This is a genomic window from Succinivibrio sp., assembly GCF_045124615.1.
Taxonomy (GTDB): Bacteria; Pseudomonadota; Gammaproteobacteria; order Enterobacterales; family Succinivibrionaceae; genus Succinivibrio; species Succinivibrio faecicola.
Map to the genome: position 1 here is coordinate 1 of NZ_JBGVMC010000202.1, position 1,561 is coordinate 1,561.

3 protein-coding genes are annotated in these 1,561 nt (G+C 38.3%); all 3 read left to right on the forward strand.

What is annotated here, in order from left to right; genetic code table 11:
• Nucleotides 1-153: 153 nt before the first annotated feature.
• Nucleotides 154-804 (forward strand): phage baseplate protein, encoded by a 651-nt coding sequence (locus ACJML3_RS05210; protein ID WP_406021231.1) that lies wholly within the window; start codon nt 154-156, stop codon nt 802-804.
• 4 nt (nt 805-808) lie between these two features.
• Nucleotides 809-1,141, forward strand: a complete 333-nt coding sequence (locus ACJML3_RS05215) for a hypothetical protein (protein WP_406021233.1) — start codon at nt 809-811, stop codon at nt 1,139-1,141.
• Nucleotides 1,128-1,561: hypothetical protein (locus ACJML3_RS05220; protein WP_406021235.1), on the forward strand; the 434-nt coding region annotated here is incomplete at its 3' end. The genes ACJML3_RS05215 and ACJML3_RS05220, both read left to right, overlap by 14 nt.

Sequence of the window (1,561 nt, forward strand, 5' to 3'; positions counted from 1 at the left end):
AAATAATAATGTTAGCCGTTCTCAGGTAATCAATATCGGATCAAATAATCCTGCAGTAGTTACCGCCACAATGCGAGAGGCAGATCGAGAAATGAATGATGCAGATCGTTGGATTGCTATGGCCTCACAAGGATCTGTTTACTAGGGGGATATATGGCTTTATTTCCAGAAGGAACAAATGGAGCAGTTCAGGATCTAGCAAATAAAGGTATTCAAAAAGCCGTTAATTATGGATCTGATTATCTTAACAATAAGCTGAATTATGGCCTTAATTATGCCGCCTCCTTTATACGTCAGTATGACGTTTTAGGCATTCTGCCGGAAGAATGGAGCATTATTGACGAAAGCGGAGAAAAGGCTTTTAGTTTTGATTCTTTTCAAAGCGCAGATGTAAAACAGGAAAGCAAAGTTACACACGCCCCGGTTGAGGGTGGATCATTCGCAACATACAATATTGTTCAGACACCAACAGAATTAAGCTGCATGATTGCTAAGCATGGTTTTGTACCTGATTTAATTCGTTTTGTTGATGCGTTACAGACCTATCTACAAAGCACCGACTTGTTGACCGTTGTCACACCTGAAAAAGAATACGAGAACATGAAATTAACAAAGTTTAATTTCAACAGATCGGCCGATAACGGAACAGATATTATATACGCTGAATTGAGTTTTATCGAGGTGCGAGAGGTGACAAGTCAATATACTAATGTCAGAGTAGGAGCGAAAAAACAAAGGGGATTGCAGCAGGGAAAAGAAACCAGTGCACTACAGGGCATTTTTAATATGATTACAGGAAGGTAAAAAAATGCTTGAATTACCTCTAATCAATACCCCTAATCAGGAGTTTAACGCTGTTTTAGAAGAGCAGAATTGCACGATACAATTAAGATTTTTAAATGGTATTCCATACTTTTCTTTGTGGGTTGATGATACTTTAATCGTGCAAAATGTAATTTGTTTACCTAGAGTAAAAATTTTACTATATCAGACGGAATTTAAGGGGAATTTTTATATGGTTGATTCAACCTCCCCAGCAGATCGGCAGAGTAAAGCTAATTATGAGCAGTTAGAAAACCGTTTTAAGCTGATATACGTAACTGAATCAGAAATGACGGAGATAGAAAATGATACAGATTAGAGATCTCTTAAATAATGATTCAAAGATTAACACCCAGGAGCACACTTCATTTTTTAAAAGAAAATTAAAAATATTACTTACTCTACAAAAAGGCTCTTTCAAAGGTGGTGAGGGTAACGCATACGAAATAAGCGATCTTGCAATGTCGGTGCGAGTTGAAAAGACGGGTGCGCCTGATTTTGGCAAGGCAAGCGCAACGATTTACGGTTTACCCCTTGACGTGATGGAGCAGTTATCTACTCTATGTATGCACCCCTTATTTGTAAGGCGTAACTATATCAATATCTATGCCGGTGACGATACAAATGGCTATAATCAGATCTATGCTGGAACTATCACCCGTGCAAGCGGTGACTTCAATAGTGCTCCCGATATAAGATTTCAGATTGAATCACAGATTGGCTTTTTTGGAGCAGTCAC